14 protein-coding genes and 1 tRNA gene are annotated in these 16,413 nt (G+C 60.0%); 12 read left to right on the forward strand and 3 right to left on the reverse strand.

Annotated elements, in window-relative coordinates:
- Positions 1 to 84 precede the first annotated feature (84 nt).
- From topA to PYK22_RS17025, 8 genes are all read left to right on the forward strand, one after another.
- Entirely contained in the window at positions 85 to 2,610 is a 2,526-nt protein-coding gene (topA, locus tag PYK22_RS15005; RefSeq protein ID WP_041978506.1) for a type I DNA topoisomerase, read from the forward strand.
- Between the two features lie 193 nt (positions 2,611 to 2,803).
- Positions 2,804 to 4,069: a glycosyltransferase gene (locus PYK22_RS15010; RefSeq protein ID WP_041978509.1), complete on the forward strand. Its 1,266-nt coding sequence runs from the start codon at positions 2,804 to 2,806 to the stop codon at positions 4,067 to 4,069.
- A 26-nt stretch (positions 4,070 to 4,095) separates the two neighbouring features.
- Positions 4,096 to 5,238, forward strand: coding sequence for a radical SAM protein (locus PYK22_RS15015; RefSeq protein ID WP_041978510.1), 1,143 nt, complete (start codon positions 4,096 to 4,098; stop codon positions 5,236 to 5,238).
- Entirely contained in the window at positions 5,238 to 5,450 is a 213-nt protein-coding gene (locus tag PYK22_RS17690) for an AtpZ/AtpI family protein (protein WP_041978513.1), read from the forward strand. The genes PYK22_RS15015 and PYK22_RS17690 overlap by 1 nt, the downstream gene beginning before the upstream one ends.
- Positions 5,451 to 5,516: 66 nt before the next feature.
- Complete coding sequence (locus tag PYK22_RS15025; RefSeq protein WP_041978514.1) at positions 5,517 to 5,933, forward strand: ATP synthase subunit I; 417 nt, start codon at positions 5,517 to 5,519, stop codon at positions 5,931 to 5,933.
- 13 nt (positions 5,934 to 5,946) lie between these two features.
- A complete protein-coding gene (gene atpB, locus PYK22_RS15030) occupies positions 5,947 to 6,867 on the forward strand; it encodes a F0F1 ATP synthase subunit A (RefSeq protein ID WP_060635742.1) in 921 nt (306 codons plus the stop codon).
- A gap of 361 nt (positions 6,868 to 7,228) precedes the next feature.
- Positions 7,229 to 7,555 carry an ATP synthase F0 subunit C gene (locus PYK22_RS15035; protein ID WP_041978516.1) on the forward strand — a complete coding sequence of 109 codons (327 nt, stop codon included), beginning with the start codon at positions 7,229 to 7,231 and terminating at the stop codon, positions 7,553 to 7,555.
- Positions 7,556 to 7,706: 151 nt separating this feature from the next.
- Entirely contained in the window at positions 7,707 to 9,254 is a 1,548-nt protein-coding gene (locus tag PYK22_RS17025) for a serine/threonine-protein kinase (protein WP_157770922.1), read from the forward strand.
- Here PYK22_RS17025 and PYK22_RS15045 read toward each other — a convergent pair.
- Positions 9,235 to 9,855, reverse strand: a complete 621-nt coding sequence (locus PYK22_RS15045) for a thymidine kinase (protein ID WP_041979272.1) — start codon at positions 9,853 to 9,855, stop codon at positions 9,235 to 9,237. The two genes, PYK22_RS17025 and PYK22_RS15045, sit on opposite strands and share 20 nt — an antisense overlap.
- A gap of 34 nt (positions 9,856 to 9,889) precedes the next feature.
- On the reverse strand, positions 9,890 to 10,471 hold the full coding sequence (locus tag PYK22_RS15050; protein ID WP_060635744.1) for a DUF84 family protein: 582 nt from the start codon (positions 10,469 to 10,471) through the stop codon (positions 9,890 to 9,892).
- A 123-nt stretch (positions 10,472 to 10,594) separates the two neighbouring features.
- Between PYK22_RS15050 and PYK22_RS15055 the strand changes: the two genes are divergently transcribed.
- From PYK22_RS15055 to pta, 3 genes are read left to right on the forward strand one after another with little or no spacing between them, the layout of a single operon-like run.
- Positions 10,595 to 11,809: a LeuA family protein gene (locus PYK22_RS15055; RefSeq protein ID WP_083437899.1), complete on the forward strand. Its 1,215-nt coding sequence runs from the start codon at positions 10,595 to 10,597 to the stop codon at positions 11,807 to 11,809.
- A gap of 42 nt (positions 11,810 to 11,851) precedes the next feature.
- Complete coding sequence (locus PYK22_RS15060; RefSeq protein ID WP_041978519.1) at positions 11,852 to 13,078, forward strand: M20/M25/M40 family metallo-hydrolase; 1,227 nt, start codon at positions 11,852 to 11,854, stop codon at positions 13,076 to 13,078.
- Positions 13,079 to 13,136: 58 nt separating this feature from the next.
- Positions 13,137 to 14,150, forward strand: a complete 1,014-nt coding sequence (gene pta / locus PYK22_RS15065; RefSeq protein ID WP_041978521.1) for a phosphate acetyltransferase — start codon at positions 13,137 to 13,139, stop codon at positions 14,148 to 14,150.
- Positions 14,151 to 14,236: 86 nt separating this feature from the next.
- Here the strand turns inward: pta and PYK22_RS15070 are convergent, their stop codons facing one another.
- A complete protein-coding gene (locus PYK22_RS15070) occupies positions 14,237 to 15,355 on the reverse strand; it encodes an HD domain-containing phosphohydrolase (protein WP_041978523.1) in 1,119 nt (372 codons plus the stop codon).
- Between the two features lie 681 nt (positions 15,356 to 16,036).
- Between PYK22_RS15070 and PYK22_RS15075 the strand changes: the two genes are divergently transcribed.
- Positions 16,037 to 16,125 (forward strand) — tRNA-Leu (locus PYK22_RS15075).
- Positions 16,126 to 16,413 lie beyond the last annotated feature (288 nt).

Consider the following 16,413-nt stretch of genomic DNA (forward strand, 5'->3'; position numbering starts at 1 on the left):
GGTGAGACAATTAAAAGCGCTCTCAATTGCATCTAAAAATCATCGCCTTAAAGGGGTTCAGCTATAGGTTAGCATAAAGCTATTATGGCCAAGAATTTAGTCATCGTCGAATCGCCCGCGAAAGCCAAAACGATCGGCAAGTACTTGGGGCGCGATTTTCGCGTCATGGCTTCGCTCGGCCACATCAAGGATCTGCCATCCAAGGGGCTCGGTGTGGATATCGAGCATGATTTCAAGCCGATATACGAGATCATCCCCGATTCGAAAAAACGAAATAACAAAAAGATCATCGCCGAGTTGAAGGAAGCGGCCAAAGAATCGGACGCGATCTACTTGGCGGCGGATCCGGATCGTGAAGGAGAGGCCATCTGTCAGCATTTGGCCGAGGAGGTCGTGCCGAAGCGTCCGCGCAAGCCTTACTACCGCGTGCGTTTCAACGAGATCACGCAACGGGCCGTGCGCGAAGCTTTCAGCAATCCGACGCAGATCGACCAGAATCTAGTCGATGCGCAACAGGCGCGGCGCGTGCTCGATCGTTTGGTCGGCTACAAAGTCTCACCGCTGCTGTGTCGTACCATCGGCGGGCGGTTGAGCGCCGGGCGCGTGCAATCGGTTGCGCTCCGCATGATCGTCGAGCGCGAGCGCGAGATCGAGAATTTCGTCAAGACCGAGTACTGGACCATCACGGCGAATCTCGCGGCCAAACTGCCGCCAGCGTTCGACGCGCGTTTGGTCAAAGTCGATGACAAGACCGTAAAGACGAGCGGTTTCGACGAAGGGGCGAAGAAGAACGAACTGCACATCAAGGATGAAGAGCAAGCTCGTGCGCTCGTCACCGAAGCGGAGAAAGAGAGATTCGTCGTCATCGACGTTTCGACGCGCGAGCGTAAGCGCAATCCAGTCCCGCCGTTTACGACCTCTAAGTTGCAGCAGGAGGCTTCGCGAAAACTTGGCTTCTCGGTCAAAAAGACGATGCAGATCGCGCAGCGCTTATATGAAGGCGTCGAACTCGGCGACGAGGGTTCCGTCGGATTGATCACCTACATGCGCACCGATTCGACGCGCGTCTCGGAGGTCGCTTTGCAAGAGGTGCGCGCGCTGATCGGCGAGCAGTACGGCAAAGACTACCTTCCCGAAAAGCCGAACCACTACCGATCGAAGAAGGATGCGCAGGACGCGCACGAGGCGATCCGTCCGACCGAAGTCCACCGCACGCCCGAATCGGTGGCGAAATTCCTGAGCCGCGATGAACTAAAACTTTACCGTTTGATCTGGCAGCGCTTCGTCGCCTCGCAGATGACGCCCGCGGTTTACGATCAGACGACGGTGGAGATCAAAGCCGGGCGCTTCCTGTTCCGCGCGACCGGATCGGTCCAGAAGTTCGACGGCTTTTTGCGCGTCTATGAAGAGGGGCGCGATGAGAAGTCCGAAGAGGAGGACGAGGCGGCGCGCGCGCTGCCGCCCATCGAACGCGGCGAGGAATTGAAGCTGAATTCGCTCACGCCGGAGCAGCACTGGACCGAGCCGCCGCCGCGCTATACGGAGGCGACGCTCGTCAAAGCGCTCGAAGAGAAGGGCATCGGTCGTCCTTCGACCTATGCGACGATCATGGCGACGATTCAAGATCGCGATTACGTCGAGAAGATAGATGGGCGGTTCCATCCGACGCCGCTCGGCATGACGGTTTGCGACCTTCTCGTCGCCAACTTCGACGACCTCTTCAACGAGTCATACACGGCGCGCATGGAAGAGGAGCTGGATGAGATCGAAGAGGGCAAGAGGCGGTGGACCGAAGCCTTGCGCGAGTTCTATGCGAAGTTCGAGAAGGATCTGCAACGGGCCGAAAAGCAGATGAAGCAAGCCAAACGGCAAGCCATCCCGACCGATGAGGTGTGCGAAAAGTGCGGCGCGCCGATGGTCATCAAACTGGGCCGCTTCGGCCAATTCCTCGCCTGTTCGAACTACCCCGAGTGCCGCACGACGCGCGAACTGGCGCGCCCGGGTTCGAGCGAAGAGGCTGAAAACGGCGAGGCGGCTTCGTTCGAGGATGAGAGATGCGAACTCTGCGGTCGCCCGATGGCGCTCAAGCGCGGGCGATACGGGCCGTTCTTGGGCTGCACCGGTTATCCCGAATGTCGCAACATCCGCAAGATCAGTAAGAAGACCGGAACGATAGCTCCTGCTCCGGTGCCGCTCGAAGAGACTTGCCCGGTCGATGGCGCGCCGCTCGTCATGCGACAGGGACCTTACGGCCAATTCGTCTCGTGCTCGAACTACCCGGAGTGCAAGTATGTGAAGCGTGAGACGACCGGGGTGGCCTGTCCGCGACCCGGCTGCCGTGGCGAGATCGTCGTCAAACGATCGAAGCGGGGCAAGATCTTCTACGGCTGTTCGGAGTACCCCGAATGCGCGATCGTCTTTTGGGATAAACCGGTGCCGGAGCCGTGCCCGAGATGCAATGCGCCGTTTCTCCTTGAGAAGGCGACTAAAAAGGAGGGGATCGTTCGCCGCTGCTCGCGCGAAGAGTGCGATTACCGTCGCGCCGTCAGTACGGAGGAGCAGGCGATGGGGCAGGAGACGGCGCAGCCCGAAGCGACGCTTGTCTCATGATGCGCGGGATGCGACTTTTGCTGGGCCAAGCTTGAACTCGAAACTCTTTCGAGGCATTTTCCGCTTCATCATCCGGTAGATCGTGCTAGGCCAAGCTTGAACTCGAAACTCTTTCGAGGCCAAGCTCGGGTGTTGCGGCGCTCGGGTTAGACCAGATTCGGTTAAAATCCTTTTCGAGTCGGACGGCCATTTGATGCTCGTCTTCTACTTTCTAATGGCCTTGGCCATCTGGCAAGGGGTGAGGTCGGTTATCGGCGGGGGGCGCTTTCTCGCCCACGTTCGCCGTGAGACCGGGCGGCGAGCTGAAGGCTACGCGCCATACGCTTCGATCATCGTTCCCTGTCGCGGATTGGACCAGAACTTGCGCGACAATCTGCGCGCGCTTTTTTGTCAAGACTATCCGCAATATGAACTCATCTTCGTCGCGGACGATGCGAACGATCCGGCGCTCACCGTCGTGCGCGCGTTGCAAGATGAGTTGCGGGATGGAGAGACGGTGGATCGCGCTCTGCGCCCGGCGATTCAAAATGTGCCCTGTCGCGTGCGCCTCCTCATAGCTGGACCAGCGCGGGATCGCGGGCAAAAGGTTCACAATCTCAGCTTCGCCGTGCGTGAAGCCGATCCGACGAGCGAGGTCCTCGTCTTCGTCGATACGGACGCGCGTCCGCATGCCGGTTGGCTGCGCGCGCTCGTTGCGCCGCTGGCTGACGAAACTGTAGGAGCGGCGACCGGGTATCGCTGGTTTCTGCCCGTGCGCGGCGGATTAGCCTCGCATCTACGGTCGGTGTGGAACGCTTCGATCGCTTCGGCTCTCGGACCGGATGGGAAGAGGAACTTTTGTTGGGGCGGTTCGACGGCCATCCGGCGTGTGACTTTCGACCGCGCGCGCGTCATGGCGCACTGGCGCGGCGCGCTTTCAGACGATTTCGCTCTGACGCGCGCGTTGCAAAACGAGGGGCTACGAATACATTTCGTCCCCGATTGCCTTCTGCCTTCGCATGAGGATTGCTCTTGGGGGGAATTGCTTGAGTTTACGACGCGGCAGCTTAAGATCACGCGCGTTTACGCTCCGCACTTGTGGCGGTTGGCGCTCATCGGCAATGCGCTCTTCGCCCTCGCCTTCTGGGGCGGCATGGCGCTCTCGATCGCGCGCGCTTCGACGCTGGCCGCCTGCCTCGTCGCTTCGGTCTTCGTCTTGGGCGCGTTGAAGGCGTGGATGCGCCTGTACGCCGTGCTCATCCCGCTGGCCCGTTTGCGCGATGAGATCGGCAAAACCGCTTGGGCGCATCTTCTGCTCTGGCCCATCGCATCGGTCCTCTTTCTTTACAATACGCTTCTTGCGGCGTGGTCGCGCCGATTGACTTGGCGCGGCATTGAATACGAATTGAAATCGCCGACGGAAACTGTCATCATTGGCGAAAACGGCTGCGCGCAACGGGATGCTCTTCTCTCGCGCTAGCGAGACCCATTTCGAACGAGGGAGCGATGTTCGATAAAGCGAGGCAGTTGGCGCGATTGATCCGCTCGACGGCGCGAGAGCGCAAACTCGATACGCTCATCTTTTTCGTCACCTCGCGCTGTAACGCGCGTTGTGAGACGTGCTTCTACTGGCGCGAGTTGAATCGCCCCGGAGATTTGACTTTCGAGCAGATCGAAAGGATCTCGCGCACCGCGCCGCGGATCGGAGACTTATGGTTATCTGGCGGGGAGCCGACTTTGCGCCGCGATCTCGCCGAAATAATCGATCTGTTCGTCACCAATAACGGCGTGCGGCGCGTCATCATCCCGACCAATGCGCTCGTCAAAGAGAGAGTCTATGCGACGGTCGAACATGTGCTAAGCCGTCACGAAGCCCTGCATCTTTACCTGAACATCGCGCTCGACGGATTGGGCGAAACGCACGATCGCATCCGCGGCGTGCCTGGCAATTGGGAAAGAACGCTTGCTTGCATTCGAACGCTCGGCCCGCTCAAAAAGCGGTTCGAGGAGCGCTTCCGCTTGAACGTGAACACCGTCGTGTGTGCGGAGAATTACTTTGAGATCGAACGTTTGGCCGATTACCTTTGGGAGAACTTCGATCTCGACGGTCACTACTTCAATCTCGTTCGCGGCGAGACGAAGAAGGGGGAGGCGATCAAAAGGATCCCGCCGGAGGTGTTGCCGGCGATCTACGCGCGCATCGCGCGTTTGACGAAACGTTATGGCGACCGCATGTTCGCCGCCGATGATGCGGCGACGCGCTTTGTCAAGAATCTCGTCTATGTGGGCGCGATCACGACGCACTATCGCGTGCAGGTCCGCAACTTCGAGCGTCCATCCGAATGGCCCATGCCGTGCACGGCTGGCGAGACGATCGCTGTGATAGATTACAATGGCGATGTGCGCGCGTGCGAATTGCGCGGCAGATTCGCTCGGCTCGCCGACTACGATTTCGACTTCGGCGCGCTGTGGGCGAGCGAAGCGCGGCAGACGGAACTGCGCGCTATCGATGGCGGGCGCGCTTGTTGGTGCACGCATGTCTGTTTCATCCACGATTCCATGCGCCATTCGCGTCGCGCGATGTTGTGGGAGCTGCCGAAGAACTATGTGACGCGAAGCAAGTGGCAGATCGCGCAGGAGACGTCATAATGAAGAGGGATGATGACAAAAATGTCACGCGACGAAGCGCGATCGCTTATGCCGCCGGATTATCGGTCGTCTTCTCCGTGCTCACGTTTCTAGGCCTAGGCCTGTTGCTGGACCGTTGGCTGGGCACAAGTCCATGGATGGTCGCCATCGGCATCGTAGTGGGCTCGGCCATCGGCCTTTACGAATTCATCAGGGTCACGACCAAGCTCTGACCCTAAAGCGCGCCCATCCGGCCTCGACATCGCCCGATCCAGCATGTAAAATGGCCTGTTTGCTCGATGGGCGACGCGCTCGACAGTGTGGCTAGCGACTCGATCGATGGCGAGCGTGAGGCGGTCGTGCGCCGGTTGTTCCGCCTGATGATATGGACCGTCCTTTTCGCCACGGCATTGAGCTCGCTTTTGGCGCCTTGGCGGGTGACGAGCGGGTTGTTGCTCGGGGGCGCGCTCGCGCTGCTCAACTTTCACTATCTGAGGACATCTGTTGCGGCTGTTTTCACGTCGGAGCGAAATCGTGGTTGGAAAAGGCGCGCGGCGCGATATCTGCTGCGTTACATCGTCATCATCGCATCGCTCGCCATCGCGAGCTGGCTCGAGATCGCTTCAGTGGCGGCGGTCATCATCGGGTTGTGTTCTTTCGTCGTCGCCGCATTGATCGAAGCGTCAATCCAGTTATATCGCGCATTCGTTCGTTGAGAGGAGATCGTTGATGCTCTGGTTGCTGGTCGAAGAGGCGGCGAAAAGTGAGGCGGAGCGGGAATCGGCTCATCACGCGCCAGCCATCGTCGAATTCGTCAATCGCCATATCGGCGAGGCCGTCCACCATTTCCAGGTGACCTACACCAAGCCGCTTTGGGATCGCCTTCTGAGCAACTTCGGCACCACGGCGGAGAGCGTCTTCGGCCCATACACGCCCGAAAACGCCGTCCCGTGGTACACGGTGATGTTCGTCATCGCCTGTCTGCTCTGTTTGGCTGTGGTCCTCTTCATGCGGCGGCGGCTATCGGTCGAGGATCCGGATGCGAAACAACAGATCCTGGAGACCGGCATCTTGACGATCAAGAACCTTCTGCTCGATAACGTCGGCTCACACGGCATGAAATATTTCCCGGTGATCGCGACATTTGCCGTGTTGATTCTGATCTCCAATCTGATGGCGCTCATTCCCGGGCTGATGCCGCCGACGGCTTCGATGTCTGTGACCTTCGCGCTCGGATTGACATCGTTCATCTACTACAATTACGTCGGCATCAGCGAGAACGGGTTATTCGGTCACTTGCGCCATTTCGCTGGCCCGATGCTGGTTTTGGCGCCGCTTCTTTTCCCGATCGAGATCATCAGCAATCTCGTCCGCCCGTTGTCGTTAAGCGTGCGACTTTTCGGCAACATGTTCGGCGATGAGCAGATCGCGGTCAACATCGCGAACATCTGGCCGCCGTTCACTTATCTGCTCTCGGTCATACTCTACCCGTTAACGGCCTTCGTCGCCTTCGTGCAAACGTTCATCTTCGTTTTGCTTTCGATCATCTACGTCAGCGAGGTGACGCACGCGCCGCACGAAGAGCACGAAAAAGAGCCGGGCGGGATCATCACTTTGCCGAACTCATTGGAGGCCGGCGGAGGGCACTGAGGCGCCGGAAGTTCTCCATTGTGAGGGCGGCTCGAAGCGCGGGATTCTCCGTAGCAGAGCGAATGCGACCGCGCGTGATGAGGGCGCTTCTGCGCGGTTTACAGGGTTTCGTTTGAAGCGCGCTTCGAGCGGCGCGTCCGATGGGCGCGCACGTTGAGGCGCAGGGTCAAAGATCGCTCGAAAGCGCAAAGAGAGGGAAGGCGCCGGATCATCGTTCGATTGAGCCTTCATCGCTGGAGCGCCGTCGTCCCCCCGGACCGGACGGTCGAATACCGGATGAGCGGCGAACTCATAGCCTTTCAGCGTCTTTCGCCTCTCGTAAAGGGCGCTTCGAGCCACAACTCGAAGAAAGGAGAGAGCGATGAACAGACTGCGTTTCGTCCTTTTTTCCGTGCTCGGCATGTTGATGCTCGCCGCGCCAACTTTCGCGCAGGCGGCGGAAGTGGCTGCCGACAACGCCTTCACCGTTTCGAAATACGCTAAGCTTGCAGCCGGTTTCGGCTTCGGACTGGCCGCGGGATTGGCCGCGCTGGGCCAGTCGCGCGTCGCCGCCGCGGCAGCCGAGGGCGCGGCCCGCAATCCTGGCGCCAGCGGGCGTATCCAGACCTTGATGATCCTCGGTCTGGTGTTCATCGAAACGTTGGTGCTTTTCACGTTGCTCGTCGCGTTCCTCTTCCTCAGAGTTTGATTCGAGCGAAAGAGGGGCGTTCGGGCGCAGGTTCTTGAACCTGCGCCCTTTGTCTTTGATCGAGCTCGGCGAGCGGCGTTTGCGCGCCCGAAAAGCGGCGTGTTACGCTCGCAACTCAAAGGCCGCAAAAGCGCGCAAGGAGGCGACGGCGATGAGAAGATGCCCGAAGTGCAACGCGCTGTATGATGATTCCGTTTCGCTCTGCCCGCAAGACGGCGAGATATTGGAAAAAGACGGCGATGAATTGATCGGACGGGTGCTCGGTGGGAAGTACCGGATCGAAGAGCGGATCGGCGAAGGCGGCATGGGGAAGATCTATCGTGCGACGCATGTGTTGATGGATAAGACGGTCGCCGTCAAAGTGCTCTCTCCGCAACTGGCCGCTGATCGAAACGTCGTGGCGAGGTTTACGCGCGAAGCCCGCATCGCGTCGCGCATCTCGCATCCACACGCGATCGCCGTCACGGATTTTGGCGAGGATGCTGGGCGCGTTTTCCTCGCGATGGAGTATTTGCCGGGACGGACGCTCAAGGAGTTGATCGAAGAGGAAGGGCCTTTACCGATCGACCGCGTCGTCGAAATAGCTCGGCAGATAGCCAGCGCGCTTGATGCGGCGCATGCTCAGGGCGTCATCCATCGCGATCTTAAGAGCGCGAACGTGATGCTGACTGAAGTGGAGGGAAAGGAGGACTGGGTCAAGGTTCTCGACTTCGGCATCGCCAAAATAACCGAAGCGATGGATCCGGATCTGACTGCCCCTCATCTTGTCGTCGGCACGCCGCACTACATGTCGCCCGAGCAGTGTGCGCATGCCTCTGTCGATGCGCGTTCTGATGTTTACAGCCTTGGCGTCATCATCTACGAGATGCTGACTGGACACGTCCCCTTCATGGCCGACTCCGCTGCCGAAGTCTTGCACAAGCAGATGCATGAACCGCCGCCATCCGTGCGCGAAGAGCGTCCGGCGTTGCCGCTTGCCATCGATCGCGTGGTCGCACGCGCGTTGGCGAAGCGGCCCGAGGAGAGATTCCAATCGGCGGGCGAGCTTGCCGAAGCGCTCGCTTTGGCTGCGACCGGCGTCGAGCAAACGGCCGCTTTCGCCGAGAAGCCGCGCAGCGTCCTCTCCGTCGGAGAGGCGACGAAGGACGGCGCGGGCGAAGCGCTTCCGAAGAGTTCGCCGCCTCCGGGTCGGATCAAACCTTGGCATTTACTCGTCCCGGGATTCGTTCTGCTGGCCATCGTCTTCGCCATCTTCTACGTTTGGCATCTAAACGCGGAAAAGAAGGAGCCGCCGATCGTCAATGAGCCTGGGTTGCGGCCCGTGCGTCCGGCACGCCCGGCGACTGGTGAAAGCGAAAGAGATTTGGCTTCGGGGCTGGACTCGAACATCAATGCTAACCGGCAGGCGACGGAGGGCGCGACTACGGCGTTCCCCGTCCCAACTGATATCGGGCCCGCGCTTTCGCCAAACGTCGAGCCGCGTTTGATCGAAGAGGCGAAACCGGGCGACCGGAATGTGAATGGAAATGTGGGAATCAGCAAACCTCAAACAGTTGGGCCGGGCACTTCGCCCGAGAGTAAGCCGATCGCTTCGCCTGCGCCGCAGAGAAGGCAATCACCGGAACCTTCTTCGATCGGAAAACCGTCGCCGACGCCTACCGTTTCTTCATCGCCCAGCCTCAATCCGCCGACTCTTTGATGTGGCGTGTCGGCTCATCAGCGTAGGGGACGAAACAGCGTCTGCACCGCGCCTCGTACAGATCCGCCGCGCCGACGGCGACGCGCCCTTCTACGGGAGCGATGCGTTGCGAATAGTTCGCCGGTTGTCCGCAGCGGACGCAGATGGCGTGGGTTTTTGTGATGTATTCGGCGATCGCCAGCAACTGGGGCATCGGTTCGAAGGGGCGACCCATGTAATCTTGGTCGAGGCCGGCGATGATGACGCGAATGCCGCGCCGAGCGAGTTCATTGGCGACATCGACGAGGTCGTTATCGAAGAATTGCCCTTCGTCGATGCCGACAACTTCGGTGCCGGGTTCGATCCGCGCAAGGATCTCCGCCGCCGATTCGACGGCGATCGATTCGTGGCGCATGTCCGAGTGAGAGACGATGTGATCGGCGGAGTAACGCGCGTCGATCTTGTGTTTGAAGACTTGGACCTTTTGGCGGGCGATCTTGGCGCGCCTGATGCGCCGAATGAGCTCTTCGGATTTGCCGGAGAACATCGAACCGGCGATCACTTCGATCCATCCGGTCCCGGGATGTTTGTGTGGCGGCCAATCGTTCTCTTGGACGATCATCTCTGCCATGGTTCGCTGAACTCCGGATACTTCGCTATGTTCCATTCGAGCGGTAGAGCGTTGGATTGTAAAAAGGGGCGAAGGCGGCGATCAACGCGAGTTCAAAGCTCAATGCGCGTGAGAGCAAGCCGCGCGAGAAGACGCCCCACGCGCCTCTGTTACTGCGCACATCCTCCTCGCCCGTGATCTCATCGATGATCTCGCCGAGTTCGCGCCCGGTCTCGATGACGCGCGTGACGATCGTTTCGGGGACCGGGATGGCTGGGCCAGCGCCGAAGGATCCGCGCGTGCCATCGGTCACGTAGGCCCAGTTGCGCAGCAGCGTCAAGCGCTCCCCGGCGCCGGAGATCATATGGAAACCGCCTTCGAGGCCGAGGAAGAAATCCGCCGTAAGCCCCTCGCGTTGCAAACGAGCGCGCACTGCGTGAGCGCGCTCGCGCGCGCCGCGCATCGATTCGGCATCGTCGAGTGGCATTGCGGCGATGTGCGTCTGCACCTCGCGCGGGATCACCTCGGCATCGCGCCAATGGGGATCGAGTTCGGCGAGCCGCGCAAGGCATGAGCGGACGGCGGCTATCTTGGCCGCGCGCCTTGACCCGAGAGCGACTTTGATCATCTTCGGGCGCAAAGCCTATAACAGAAGCGCGCGGCGCGTCAAAGCCGCTCCGGCGTGGCTTGCTTGACTTTGGGTCTAGGCGCTTGTTGTAATCGAAGCAAAGGGAAAGGAGCCTTCGGGAAGATGTCCGTCCATGAGCTTATCTACGATTGGAATCAAGTCGAGCCGACGATGAAGAAACCGGATCGGCGCATCAGCTTCGATGACGAAACGTTGCGCGATGGGTTGCAGTCGCCGTCGGTGCGCGAGCCGTCCATCGAAAAGAAGCTGGAGCTTCTTCACCTGATGGACGAACTGGGGATCGACACGGCGGACATCGGGTTGCCCGGCGCGGGCGGCATGCATGCTGCCGGAGTGGAGCGTCTGGCGCGCGAGATCGCCGATAAAAGGATGCGCATCCGTCCGAACTGCGCCGCGCGCACCCATCTCGATGACATCATCCCGATCGTCGAGATCTCGAATCGAGCCGGGATCGCCATCGAAGCTTGTACCTTCATCGGTTCATCGCCCATCCGTTTCTACGCTGAAGATTGGACGCTCGACAAGCTCCTCAAGCTCACGGAAGAGGCCGTCACCTTCGCCGTCAAACAGGGGCTTCCGGTCATGTACGTCACGGAAGACACGACGCGCGCGCAACCTGAAACGATCCGCGCGCTCTATACGACGGCGATCCAATGCGGAGCGCGGGCCGTTTGCGTCTGTGATACGGTCGGGCATGCGACGCCCGATGGGGCGCGGGCCGTCATCCGCTTCGTGCGTCGGATCATCGAGGAGCAGGGCGAACCGGTCAGGCTCGATTGGCATGGCCATCAGGACCGTGGATTGGGCGTCATCAATTCGATCGCCGCCGTCGAGGCCGGGGCCGATCAGGTGCATGGCACTGCGCTCGGCATCGGCGAGCGCGTCGGCAATACGCCGATGGATCAATTGCTCGTCAACTTCAAGTTGATGGGTTGGATCGAGAACGATCTTTCGCGTCTGCGCGATTATTGCGAAACGGCGGCGGAAGCTTGTAACTGGACCATTCCGCGAAACTATCCCGTCTTCGGGCGCGACGCCTTCCGCACTGCGACGGGCGTTCATGCCGCCGCGGTGATCAAAAGCTACAAGAAAGGCGATTCGGAACTGGCCGATGCGGTCTATTCGGGCGTGCCCGCCGGACTCTTCGGTTTGCGACAGGTGATCGAGATCGGACCGATGAGCGGGCGGTCGAACGTCATCTTCTGGTTGGAATCGCGGGGCATTGAACCGACCGAAGAGCGCGTGGCGCGCATCTTCGCGCGCGCGAAGCAGTCATCTTCCGTGTTGACCGAAGAGGAGATCATGCAGCTCATCTAGCGCGACTGAAGGATCGCGGTTCGGTGGCTGGGCGACTAAGTTATGGCGGTCTCTTCAATCACATTTGCTCCGGCGAAGATCGTGCGGGCCCTGTTACAAGCCGGGTGCGTTCGTCGCGCCTTCTCCTTTTTCGAGGAGCGGGCCGAAGAGATCGACGATCTGCATGCGGAGATCTGCTCCATTCCGGCTCCCCCTTTCGGTGAGGAGCGGCGCGCTCGCTATCTTCGCGGGCGATTGGCCCAGGTCGAGCCTGACGAATTGGAACTCGACGAAGAGGGGAACGTGATTGCGCTGCTTCGCGGTCGGTCCCTGTTTCCCCTTCTCGTCCTGAGCGCGCACATCGACACGGTCTTCCCTCCGAACACGGATTTCACCGTGCGCCGCGAAGGGCGCATCCTTCGCGCGCCGGGCATCGCCGATGATGGGTGCGGTTTGGCGGCGCTCATCGCACTGGCTGAAGCCATTCGGCGTTATGAGATCAAGACGAAAGGTTCGATCCTCTTCGTCGGCACGGTCGGCGAAGAGGGGGAAGGTAACCTTCGCGGCGTGCGCCATCTGTTGTTGAAGGGGAGATGGGCGGGCCGGATCGATTCGTTCATCAGCTTAGATGGTGCTGGACTCGAGCGCATCACTAACGGCGCCTTAGGGTCGCGACGCTTCCGTGTGCGTTTCATCGGAGCCGGCGGGCATTCGTGGGGAGATTTCGGCATCGCCAATCCGATCCACGCATTGGGGCGCGCCATCGCGCGTTTGGTCGTCTATCCCACGCCGCTGCGCCCGCGCACTTCGTTCAATGTCGGGCGGATAGAAGGCGGAGCTGGCGTGAACGTCATCGCGCGCGAAGCGACGATGGATGTCGATCTGCGCTCGGAGTCGGCGGAAGAGTTGGCGCGTTTGACGAATTTCTTCCACCGCACAGTTGCAGAAGCGGCTGCCGCCGAAAATGGCGCGCGCGCTTCGAGCGCGCCGCCGATCGAATTCGAGATCGAGCTGATCGGCGAGCGACCGGGAGGAGAGACGCCAGCCGAATCGACGCTCGTTCGATTGGCGCGTGAAGCGACGCGCGTGTTCGGCGTCGATCCATTTCTCGATCGCGCTTCGACCGATGCCAATATCGCCATCTCGATGGGGATCCCAGCGATCACGATCGGCGTCGGCGGCACTTCGGGGAACGTCCACACGCTCAATGAGTGGTACGATCCGCACGGGCGCGAGGAAGGGCTTAAACGCGCGCTATTGATCGCCCTTGGCATAGCTGGTCTCGGTTGATCTTGGGACCGGTTTTAGCATCTTTGCTCTCCAACTCGATGACGCAGGTTTTCCGAAGATGGTTGATGTTCTCAAACGCATACGTCAACGAGCGGCTGCCGATCCGCAGCACATCGTTCTGCCCGAAGGTGAGGATCCGCGCACGATCGTCGCCGCGGCAACGTGCTTGCGCGAGAGGCTGGCGCGCTTGACTCTGTTGGGTGATGTGGAGCGCATCAGAGAGAAGGCGCGCGAAGTGGACGCGGATCTGACCGGCGCGGAGATCTTCGATCATCGGCGTGCGCCGGACTTCGAGAAGATGGCGATGCTCTATTATGAACTTCGTCGCGCTAAAGGCGTGACGTTCGACGAGGCGCGACGCGCGGTCGAGGATCCGCTCTATTACGGCGATCTGATGGTGCGTGCGGGGCGGGCCGACGGATCGGTCGCGGGAGCGACGAATACGACGGCCCATACGGTCCGCGCGGCGCTTCATTGCATCGGTCTGCGCGCCGGTTTCAAGATCGTCTCGAGCTTTTTCGTGATGGTGGTGCCCAAAAAAGAGTTCGGCGCAGACGGGGCGCTCATCTACGCCGATTGCGGAGTGGTGATCGAGCCTTCGGCGGCGGAGCTAGCCGAGATCGCCATCGCTTCGGCGGAGTCGTGTCGCGCGTTGCTCGGGGTTGAGCCGCGCATCGCCATGCTCTCGTTCTCGACCAAAGGAAGCGCCTCGCATCGATTGATCGACAAGGTCGTCGAAGCGACACGCACCGTGCGCGCGCGCGCGCCCGAGTTGCTCGTCGATGGCGAACTGCAAGCTGACGCCGCCCTCATCCCACAAGTGGCCCAATCGAAAGCTCCGGGCTCGCCCGTCGCCGGACGCGCTAATGTCCTCATCTTCCCGGATCTTCAAGCTGGCAACATCGCTTATAAGTTGACGGAACGGTTGGCAGGGGCGACGGCCATCGGGCCGATCCTGCAAGGGCTGGACCGCCCGGCGAACGATCTATCGCGCGGTTGTAAGGCTGAAGATATCGTCGATGCGATCGCTATCACAGCCGTGCAGGCCCAAGCCCGTAAAGGCGCGGGATAGGCGGGCTGGCGAGCGCCGATAGTCACATTATCGTCGGGGGGCGGGCGTAGCGGCGTTGGCGACGCGCGGTCGGTCCAGCAGCGATTTCAGACGTAAGATGGGTCGTGTGGCGATCGTTCGTTGAAGTTCTGTTCCCAATCGAAATCCCTCATCGAGCGCTTGTGTAACTCTTCCCAATCTTCGCGAGGGATGCGAAGGAAGGCTTGGATGACTTTGGGATCGAACTGAGTGCCCGAGTGGCGGCATAGTTCAGAAGCGGCCCATTCATAGGAGCGACCTTTTCGATAGATGCGGTCGCTCATCATCGCATCGAGCGCGTCGGCGACGGCGAAGATGCGCGCTTTGATGTCTATCTCTTCGCCGCGCAGTCCCAGCGGATAGCCGGATCCGTCCCATCTTTCATGATGCTGGCCGACGACACATGCCGCCCCTTCCAAAAACTTTATGCCGCTTAACATCTGTTGACCGAGACGCGGATGCTCGCGCATGCGCTGCCACTCCTCTTCCGTGAGCTGCCCGGGTTTGCGTAGGATGGCGTCGGGAATGCCGATCTTGCCTATGTCGTGGAGCAGCGCGCCGAACTCCAGCGCGCGCATCTCCTCTTCAGAGAGTCCGAGTTCGCGGCCCAGCCTGAGGCTGAAGTTGACGACGCGCTCCGAATGGCCGCGCGTTTCGGAATCGCGCATCTCGAGCGCCATCACGAGCGCGCGCAAAGTGGCGCGATATGACTCTTCAAGCGAAACAAGCGCGCGATCGAGTTGCGCCGTCCGTTCCTCGACGAGCTTTTCGAGAAAGTTCTCGTAGTGGCGTTTGGCGACGATCAGATCGCGGTGTTCGAGGGCGCGCTCAACAGCCGCTTCGACGTGGCGCAGATCGAATGGCTTCATGATGTAATCGAACGCGCCGACGCGCAACGCTTCGATCGCGCTCTCGATCGTTTGCATGCCGCTGATGAGGATGACGACCGTGTCCGGAGCGAGCGCGAGCACGCGCGGGACCAGCTCGAGCCCGCTCATGCCTTTCATCATGATGTCGCTGATCACCAGGTCATAGTTGCAAACGAGCAACCGCTCCAGCGCTTGCTCGGCGGAGTTGACCGTCTCGCATTCGTAGTTGCCGCTCAAGAGATCAAAAAGCACGCTGCCGACCTCGAGTTCGTCATCGGCGATGAGAATGCGCCTTTTTGATCCGCTCCCCTGAATCATCTTGAAAGATGACTTTCCCTTAAAATATTCCCAAGCGCCAACGGGGCATATCGGGGCAAGAGTTTGGCGCGGTGGGAGAACCGTGAGGCGGAACATATTGTAGCAATATGAAGGTTCCATCACAAGGCGGTGTAAAAATGCGACCATTTAATGGGTTAGGGTTCAAAGCGCGAAGGCTGAGCGCGAGCTTGCGTTTGGTGGTTTCGGTCCCGCAGGCAGGAACGACCCGGACCGTTCTGATGGACGCGATCTAGCGGCCTTCTCTCGGGTAGTTTTAAAAGCCTTTCTATGAAGGCTTGAAGATCTCGAAGATCGAATCCCACACGAGGAGGGTGATGCGCCTCATCCGCAAGAGTCGGGTGTGCTCGACCTTCGCGCGACGCGCGGAAAGGACAAGTCTTCATTAGTTCGAGCGGAGGCGCGCTGCGGCAACGCCAAATCTTTTAGATCTTCTTTATTTATTAGTTTGACCGGAAACGGTCGCTCCCCTTGTGACTCGTGGGACTCATGTCGTTCAGCAACGCGAGCCGCTCTTTGCGTAAGGGCGAATCTTGATCTTCGGACATGTTGGGCGCCCGAACTTTCTAGCCGCCGCATCTCTGGCATAAAGGTCAAAGAAGGTGGTCGTGCGTCGAGAGTTGACTGCCACCTTCCTTCCTCTTATGATTTGAGCCAAGGGTTGCCGGAGTGGCGAAATTGGTATACGCACCAGACTCAAAATCTGGCGGGGTTCACTCCCCATGTCGGTTCGAGTCCGACCTCCGGCACCAATAATTTTTTAGTATCCCAGCGCTCCCTTAGCATCGATTCGATCGGAAAGTCTCTATTCCCCTCCTCTGGGGCGCGACCGTGCGCGATCGCGTTGGCTCACACATCGATCGGAGGGATCTTTCCCCCATTGGCGGTAAGGAGAGTCGCTTTGCCGCATCACAAGCCGGGGCTTGTTTGGGAGTGGAGTTCGTCGGTGGGCGATAGCGTGAGAAGTCACTTCACGGGTCAGGATCTCTCTTCAGGCGGCGAAAAGCGCGGACCGATCTGTTTCGATTCTCCACTAGACT

Origin of the sequence: Pyrinomonas methylaliphatogenes (assembly GCF_000820845.2) — a bacterium.
GTDB lineage: Bacteria > Acidobacteriota > Blastocatellia > Pyrinomonadales > Pyrinomonadaceae > Pyrinomonas > Pyrinomonas methylaliphatogenes.

Bases quoted from the DNA above. Each gene is read 5' to 3' on its own strand.
- atpB (WP_060635742.1), top strand. From the start codon at position 5,947: ATGCTCTGGTTGCTGGTCGAAGAGGCGGCGAAAAGTGAGGCGGAGCGG.
- PYK22_RS17025 (WP_157770922.1), top strand. From the start codon at position 7,707: ATGAGAAGATGCCCGAAGTGCAACGCGCTGTATGATGATTCCGTTTCG.
- PYK22_RS15045 (WP_041979272.1), bottom strand. From the start codon at position 9,855: ATGATCGTCCAAGAGAACGATTGGCCGCCACACAAACATCCCGGGACC.
- PYK22_RS15055 (WP_083437899.1), top strand. From the start codon at position 10,595: ATGTCCGTCCATGAGCTTATCTACGATTGGAATCAAGTCGAGCCGACG.
- PYK22_RS15035 (WP_041978516.1), top strand. From the start codon at position 7,229: ATGAACAGACTGCGTTTCGTCCTTTTTTCCGTGCTCGGCATGTTGATG.
- topA (WP_041978506.1), top strand. From the start codon at position 85: ATGGCCAAGAATTTAGTCATCGTCGAATCGCCCGCGAAAGCCAAAACG.
- pta (WP_041978521.1), top strand. From the start codon at position 13,137: ATGGTTGATGTTCTCAAACGCATACGTCAACGAGCGGCTGCCGATCCG.
- PYK22_RS15060 (WP_041978519.1), top strand. From the start codon at position 11,852: ATGGCGGTCTCTTCAATCACATTTGCTCCGGCGAAGATCGTGCGGGCC.
- PYK22_RS17690 (WP_041978513.1), top strand. From the start codon at position 5,238: ATGAAGAGGGATGATGACAAAAATGTCACGCGACGAAGCGCGATCGCT.
- PYK22_RS15010 (WP_041978509.1), top strand. From the start codon at position 2,804: ATGCTCGTCTTCTACTTTCTAATGGCCTTGGCCATCTGGCAAGGGGTG.
- PYK22_RS15015 (WP_041978510.1), top strand. From the start codon at position 4,096: ATGTTCGATAAAGCGAGGCAGTTGGCGCGATTGATCCGCTCGACGGCG.
- PYK22_RS15025 (WP_041978514.1), top strand. From the start codon at position 5,517: ATGGGCGACGCGCTCGACAGTGTGGCTAGCGACTCGATCGATGGCGAG.
- PYK22_RS15050 (WP_060635744.1), bottom strand. From the start codon at position 10,471: ATGATCAAAGTCGCTCTCGGGTCAAGGCGCGCGGCCAAGATAGCCGCC.
- PYK22_RS15070 (WP_041978523.1), bottom strand. From the start codon at position 15,355: ATGATTCAGGGGAGCGGATCAAAAAGGCGCATTCTCATCGCCGATGAC.